This window comes from Catenibacterium sp. RTP21428st1_D7_RTP21428_210409 (genome assembly GCF_040227455.1).
Lineage (GTDB): Bacteria > Bacillota_I > Bacilli_A > Erysipelotrichales > Coprobacillaceae > Catenibacterium > Catenibacterium mitsuoka_A.
The window spans coordinates 25,855-33,093 of sequence record NZ_JBEHVX010000018.1 but is presented as its reverse complement, the minus strand read 5'-3'; the positions used below and the strand labels follow the sequence as shown (position 1 = coordinate 33,093).

Annotated in this window: 6 protein-coding genes and 1 pseudogene; 1 reads left to right on the top strand and 6 read right to left on the bottom strand. The window is 30.8% G+C overall.

Annotated features, from left to right (window positions below):
- Positions 1-246 (top strand): annotated as a pseudogene (locus ABUA27_RS04450) (hypothetical protein); the annotation flags it as partial.
- A gap of 150 nt (positions 247-396) precedes the next feature.
- On the opposite strand, the gene ABUA27_RS04445 reads toward ABUA27_RS04450, so the two are convergent.
- The 6 genes from ABUA27_RS04445 to ABUA27_RS04420 all read right to left on the bottom strand — a co-directional run bounded on the left by ABUA27_RS04445 (position 397) and on the right by ABUA27_RS04420 (position 7,222).
- Positions 397-672 (bottom strand): helix-turn-helix domain-containing protein, encoded by a 276-nt coding sequence (locus tag ABUA27_RS04445; protein ID WP_349820298.1) that lies wholly within the window; start codon positions 670-672, stop codon positions 397-399.
- Positions 665-2,398, bottom strand: coding sequence for a VirD4-like conjugal transfer protein, CD1115 family (locus tag ABUA27_RS04440; protein ID WP_502879685.1), 1,734 nt, complete (start codon positions 2,396-2,398; stop codon positions 665-667). Before ABUA27_RS04440 ends, ABUA27_RS04445 begins: the two co-directional genes overlap by 8 nt.
- Before the next feature lie 3 nt (positions 2,399-2,401).
- Positions 2,402-4,078, bottom strand: coding sequence for a DUF3991 and toprim domain-containing protein (locus tag ABUA27_RS04435; RefSeq protein ID WP_349820297.1), 1,677 nt, complete (start codon positions 4,076-4,078; stop codon positions 2,402-2,404).
- 163 nt (positions 4,079-4,241) lie between these two features.
- On the bottom strand, positions 4,242-5,600 hold the full coding sequence (locus tag ABUA27_RS04430; protein ID WP_349820296.1) for a tetratricopeptide repeat protein: 1,359 nt from the start codon (positions 5,598-5,600) through the stop codon (positions 4,242-4,244).
- A 9-nt stretch (positions 5,601-5,609) separates the two neighbouring features.
- Complete coding sequence (locus ABUA27_RS04425; RefSeq protein ID WP_287513536.1) at positions 5,610-6,638, bottom strand: WYL domain-containing protein; 1,029 nt, start codon at positions 6,636-6,638, stop codon at positions 5,610-5,612.
- A complete protein-coding gene (locus ABUA27_RS04420; RefSeq protein WP_303352721.1) occupies positions 6,602-7,222 on the bottom strand; it encodes a hypothetical protein in 621 nt (206 codons plus the stop codon). The genes ABUA27_RS04425 and ABUA27_RS04420 overlap by 37 nt, the downstream gene beginning before the upstream one ends.
- Positions 7,223-7,239 lie beyond the last annotated feature (17 nt).

Sequence of the window (7,239 nt, the reverse complement as noted above, 5' to 3'; positions counted from 1 at the left end):
GATCATAGACTACTCTGGTTAAACATAATAATCGGTAATATTAAAAATAATATTACTGGGATATATCATGGAATAACTAAAAGAGAGATGCCTTTATTCCTGAATGAACAGGAGTATAGATTTAACCATAGAAAGATGGGAAAGACTATCATAGATAAAATCAAGAAATACCTACAGAGATCATTTCCTATCAGTCATAGACAGATAGTCTATATCCTGAATATTTCTGCTCCACACTTCTCTTAAATTGGTACCTGTAGATTATGGGTATTCAAAAAAATTAATCGTTTAATTATTATTTCTCTCTGTAATTATATTTCAACTCTATGTTACAGCCATATCACAATGACACTCTGGGAGTATCATAATATGGACATACTCATCCCATAAAAATAATCAATTAAAAAAATACATATTACTTGTCTGTCCATTATTGCTTTGGCGAGTCCTATGTATTTTTAATATACAATTATTCTTCTCTAAAATTTTTAGACATCTAATAATTGTTGAGCGACTAAGACCGGTATCTTTTACAAGCGTATTGATTGATGGAAAACACGACCATGTCTTTCTATTCGCATAATGTAATAATGCTCTATAAACTGTTCTTGCTGTTGGAGGAACATCTGCACTAGATATCTTTGTATAAAAATACATATAATCCTTATTCAACTTTAAGACCTCCTGTTCTTATTTCTATATGACTTTTCATTAAATTTTCATAATCAAAGTTTTTCTTTAAGATATTTTCTAACTTTTTGATATCTACATAATCCACTTCTTTTCGAATACGTTCATTGACTTGATATTCTTTATCAAGTTTTATCTTCCAATATATAAACAATCTTAATATGGTCTTGAACGGATGTATTCCTGTCTTCATAAGTATAAAATGACCTTTAGGCATTGTTCTGAGTTCATCTGGTGTCATCAATGGTCTTTCTATCATTTGCAAGGATTGTGATGGATCATTCTTCCCTCTATTAATAGAACCGCTTTGAACAGTATGTGTACCAAGATTTTCGCTAAATATTTTTGCCATCTCTGAGTTAGGTGCAAACCCGCCAAACAATATATCTTGACAGTTATCTACAATGATCTTTGCTCCCTCACTCCCATAGTTCTTTTCAAGTTGAGCAAGGGATTGGATGATCGCTACGATGGATATATTTCTTGATTGAGATGCACTAAACATCATTTCTATTGATTGTATAGGTGGTATCGTTCCAATCTCATCTAAGAACATAATAATCTTCCTAAAAATCACACCTCCATGTTCATCTGCGTAAGCTAACATTTCTCTATAGTATTGTTGAAGAAAGAGGGATATCAAAAAATGTTTTGTATTATCTTCTTCAGGGATGACTAAAAAAATTGCAGATTTATGTTCACAAAATTTTTCAATATCAATCGTTGTTTCAAAACATAATATTTGTTCAATCTCACTATCTATAAAAGCATTGAGTCTTGACAAAACGGTTGAAAGAACTGACATCATCGCTTGCTCACTTGTATTAAGTGCAGCACCTGCAAACCATCTTGCCTTATGATTATCTGGCAAAAGGTCTAACAAAACTTGAAACTGTGTTTTCCCTTTCACTTTAGATGGTTTTAACAGGTCTTGTACAAGTTTAAAGACACTCACGATATGCCTTTGTTTATCTTCACAAAATTCAGAAATAATCAAAATCACACTTGTCAATAATCCCTCAGCCGAGTCATAGAAAAAAGAGTTCTGCCCATAACTAGACGAACTCTCTCCATCATTAAAGATAATTGTTTTTGCTATGATCTTAGCATATTTTTCTGTCTTGGCTTTGATTGTTAAATTTGATCTATCTTTTTTATAGATATCCATATATTTATTGACCATATGCAACATATTATTTCCATCTGAATAGATTGGATTTCTAAGATCAATGACAGATATTTGATAACCATAATACTCTTTTGCTATACCACCATAATTTCGATACAAATCACCCTTTGTATCTGTGGTGATAAAACTCGTACCACTTGCACAAGCATACTCTAGATTAGGATACAAAAAGTGTGCTGTTTTTCCAACACCTGCAGCACCAATCATCAAAAGATGAACATCAGCTTTATCCACATAACAATATGTTTGTTTTCCTTTTACTTGACTACCAATAACGATACCTTGACTATTGGGAAGATATTTTCCTTTTCTCCAATTTTGAGGATCAAAATATATCTTTGAAAATGTTTCATTGATTTCTTTTTGCGAAGCGAATCTTGAATTTCCATATTGACCATTTCCAACTTCTTTTGCCTTGATATTATCTAGATTATAATTATTTCCAAAATAAACTGCTATACCAATGACAATAAAAAACAAGACACCCATACCTATAAAGATGATTTGATCATGACTCATATCTTATTCATATCCTCTCATCATTATATCTTCTTCATATCCTATATCATCAACTGGCTCTACATATTCACTTATAATATTGAGTGCTTCATCATAACTTTTTGCAGATGTTGTGATACGATTAATCATTTCATCTGATTTTTTTTGAAAACCTGCTTTTTTAAGTGATCGACTTGCAATCCCCATTAAATTGAATATATTCCCATCTTCTCCAATCAATTTTGCTGATGGTTTTTGACCATCAGCGATTCCATACTTTTTTTCTATCTTTTTATCCATTTTTTCCTCCTGCTTTAGTTCTTGCTTTCTTTTTTCTTCTACTCTATGAACATAATTAAGATGTGTTAATCCCTCAGTTGCTAAAACACGATATCCTTCTGATAATCTTTCATAACTAACATTTCCTGCTTGATATTCTTCATAAGCAACATTTACTTCTTTCATACACTCCATAAGATTTTCTATCCTTTTACGGATTTGTTTTATATCTTTATAACAGCGATACCCTTCGATCATATCTCCTTGTATCTCTTTCATTGATCTATATTCATTGACAATTTCTTCATTGATTAAATTTTGCCTTAATATAAGAGCATCACTTGTGAGAACATATAATTGTTCTTTAATCATTTCTAATTTTGTATTTGCTTGTCTTCGATTATAAAAAATGACCGCAAATGTTTTATTCAATGTATTGAAATCAATATCTTTATTGATCTCATGAATTCGTTTTGTAAGGTTATCGTTAATATGATTGATCCATTGCCTTTTCTGACTTTCTTTTGAAAATTTATACTCTCTACCAGCCAAAGCCATGATATCTTCGTTAAAATCTTTATATGTTGATTGAATGATTCCAATCTGTCCATATCCCTTTTCAATCAGTTTATCAGTCACTCTTTCACACGCTTCTATACCTGCTTCATCATGATCAAAACACAACATAATACTTTGTATATCTTTTCTTTGGTTTAATAGATGTTCTAGTCCTTCAGTTCCTAATCCATTCAAAGCAATATAATTATCTTGTTCCCAATTATCTTTATGTAATGTGAGATATGAAAGCAGATCAATTGGTGCTTCAAAAACATAAACTCTTTCGCTCGTTCCTCTATATTGAAAAGGATATCTTGAGTCAGATGATTCCACATTTCCTCTAAAACTTTTTCCACCAACTGATGTACTTCTCTTATGAGCATGACGAATGATCCCGTCTTCATCAAATCCTACAAATACAACATTATGATATTGATTATCTTCATAGATATATCCATTCTTAAAAAAGTAATTCAATATATCTTTATCTATTAATCTTGTTTCACTTAAATAAGCATAAGCTCGTTTATTATTGTTATTTCTATACGGTGCAACAAACCTCTTTGGCTTGTCTTGATTATGTCTAGAAGATTCTACCATCTGAACATCCCCTACTGACGAAAGAAGAATTTCCATTGCTTCTTTAAATCCCTTGTTAAAATATCTTTTTACAAACTCTATTGGATATCCACCTTCAGAAGTTTTCCAGTCATGCCACATATTTTCTCTAATTGTGACAGTCTTCATTCTTGCCCAACGTTTATCCTTTCCAGACTTCATAAGTGTTTCTCCTTGCATACGTAAAAAATCTTCTAAATTGATGAGATTCGCTTGTTTAATTTGTTCTTTTGAATAATATTTCATCAACGATGCCTTCCTTCTATTCTTCTATATAAACTTTTATTATTTTTTGGTTTTGATTTGACTTTCATTGATTTATATTTTGAATTATTTTTATTTCTCATTTGTTTATAGTTTATATTTGACCACTCCATTTCCTTATTATTTTTTTAAAATAGTGAAAATATTAAAAATGAAGTGTTTGATCATCTTCCTTATGACCAAGTTCACTTCTTTTCTTTTGCATTTTTCTTCTTAATTTTTTATCCACATGTGATAAGGGGTTATTGTTGTTAATGGGAAGTTGTTGTTCGAATATCCTACTTATATGATAAAAGAAACGTGAAACCATGAGTGCAATGTCTTGTTGTTCATACCGTTCCATATTATCAATAAGATACTGAGCATAGACATTTCCCTGACTTGCTGATTTTTGAAGATACACGAATGCCTTTTCCTTATCTTGCTCAACTTCCTTTCCAAATAAAAAAAGTTTGCCTAGCATATACTGAGCAAACGAATTATTCTTTTCTTCTGCTTTCATTAAAAGAGAGATAGCTTGATCTACATTCTTATTCACTTTGATTCCATCTATAAGTATCCTTGCCATCTGTATTTGTGCAAATTCGTTATCCATATCAATGGCTTTTTGTAGAAAGTGTATTCCTAGATCAATATTCTGTTCAACACCTTTCCCTTTGATATTCATCATACCAAGACGATAAAGCAGATTGTCATTCTCATTTTCTTCGACCATTGATTCAAATTTAAAATAAGCATTCTTATAATAATAATCTGCTTTTTCCTTATCTACCAAACACCCTATTCCTAATTCATAACATCTTGCAGTTTCATATAACGCAAATGGATTAAAACATTTAGCTGATTTCAAAAAATATTCAAATGCTTTTTCTTCATCCTTTTCTATTCCTAATCCTCTTAGATACATCTGTCCTAAAGAATACCAACTCAACTGATTTTGACTCTGTAAAAAATGAAACATTGCATTTTCATAATCCACATCTGTTCCTGTACCATAAAGATAATCTTTCCCTAATCGATAATAACAGTATTCTTCTATATATTTATCTTTTGAATGATCCAATATACATTTAAATCCTACATGACTTTTTCTATAAACTTCTTCACTTCGTTCATCATTTAATATTTGATATGCTTTTCCTAATAAGGAAAGTGCTAAAATATTATTTGGTTCATTATTAGGAATAGAATAAGCATCCACTCTTGTAGATCCTTCAATCATTCCATTTCCTGGTGTAGATAAGTCCACTATCTCATTCCAATAAATATCTACTCTTCCATCACCAGTAAACATATATGTAGTTAAAGGTACAATATGACCATTATATTCTAGTTCTACATAATCAGGTACAATAGTAGGATCAAAGTACTCATACTCAAACCCTTCAATCACTTCATACTGATATCCAGTTAATTGAGATATAAGCTTTCTACCTTCCTCTATTGAGCCAAATAAGCCAACATTAGTACTTAACTCACCTTGACTTAATTGTAATATATACATAGTCATCACCTATTTTTTATAGTAGCTTAAGTTCTCTTCTAATCCATCTGTAATAGCTTCTTTAAGTTTCTCTGGACCTACCACAATAATCATTGGACCAAACTGTCTAATCCAGTTCATTAAACCTGTATTAAAAATGATTCCTTCAACACGTGTTTCATACCATTGATGATCATTCTCTATTGGCGCAATAGTTTTATTAATAGTAATATCTTTTCCTAAACGTGATACAACTTCTCTAATAAGTACACCATCAAACTTAATATGTAGTGTAATTTCATCACCATCAAAGAAACTATTCATTGACTTCGCAAGTGATTGTTTCAATGATTCACTCATTTTTTCTTCATCATCAAAATCAAAATAATATGTACGGCTCTTATCTAGCTTTCTAATACGATCAATACGGAATGTAGTCAATGAATCCTTATGCTTATTATAATAAGCACGTAAATAGTAATGACCATCCACAATCACTGTATTATAAGGACTCACATTATAATATTCATGATTAATACCTGCATTACCCTTAGTAGAATATGTTTCTACAGGATGTCCATCCCTAATAGTATAATCTACATACTGGAAACGTATATCCTTCTTATTACGTATTGCGGAAGTAATAATCTTTAGATTTTTACTTAGAGAATAGACACCTTCATCATCATCTTCTAATTCTGGTACAATGAGATAATCCTTCTGTTTAGCAGGTGAAAGTTTTAAAAGCTTATTAACTATTTCTCTTTTATCATTATTTGTAAGATCTTGACGATAATTCACCATATCAATAAGTAATTGTATCTGTGCTTCATCAAAATAACCTGTTTCAATCATATAACCAAAACGTCTGACTGCTTTGATTATTTCTTTTCCAAACATTAAAGATGTAAATACATTGATCTGTTTAATCACTGCATATACTGCTTTTAAACCAATATCATAACCTTTTTCTTCTAATTGATGCTGTATATCTTCTGCACTGATGCATTCCTCTGAATTCATCAACAATGAGAAGACAGCCCACATTTTTTCTCCCATCTTATGCCTCCTGATACCTGGTAAGATACCTTTTTACTATAATGATCCACAAGCTGGAAATAACCAATTAATTCATAAGATGCATAAAGATTTAGAAGTGATTCATCTGGTTCCACTTCACATTTCTTTAAGTATTCATAAGCCCCTTCTATATCTTCTTCTACTAAAGAAAAGTAAGCAGCCTGTGCATAAGTAATCACTTCTTTATCTACTAATAAAGAGATAAGTGCAAGATATGAGAAAGGCATCAAATGTCTCACAATACGGTATACATCTAATGGTGATCCATTATGGAGCATATAGTTACATAAATTCTTATTCAATGATTGAATACGAGGATGTTCTCCAAATAAGTATTCAATCATTACGAGATGATTTTCTAAACATTGCATATCATCTATTTCATAGAGTTTCTTTAAGGCAAGACCTAAGTATTTCTTTTGGTGTGCCTTAATATAACCTTCTATTTTCTTCTGACTTCTGCAAGTATCAATAAATGAATCATGATACACATCAATGACATCTAAATAGTCCTTTAATTTATTCAATGAGATTGATGTAATTTCTTTATAACTTTCTAACATATTCTTTCCCTCCTCTT

What these genes read in the sequence shown, in the direction of transcription:
- ABUA27_RS04440 (WP_502879685.1), bottom strand. Translation starts at nt 2,398, where the DNA reads ATGAGTCATGATCAAATCATCTTTATAGGTATGGGTGTCTTGTTTTTT.
- ABUA27_RS04435 (WP_349820297.1), bottom strand. Translation starts at nt 4,078, where the DNA reads ATGAAATATTATTCAAAAGAACAAATTAAACAAGCGAATCTCATCAAT.
- ABUA27_RS04430 (WP_349820296.1), bottom strand. Translation starts at nt 5,600, where the DNA reads ATGTATATATTACAATTAAGTCAAGGTGAGTTAAGTACTAATGTTGGC.
- ABUA27_RS04425 (WP_287513536.1), bottom strand. Translation starts at nt 6,638, where the DNA reads ATGGGAGAAAAAATGTGGGCTGTCTTCTCATTGTTGATGAATTCAGAG.
- ABUA27_RS04420 (WP_303352721.1), bottom strand. Translation starts at nt 7,222, where the DNA reads ATGTTAGAAAGTTATAAAGAAATTACATCAATCTCATTGAATAAATTA.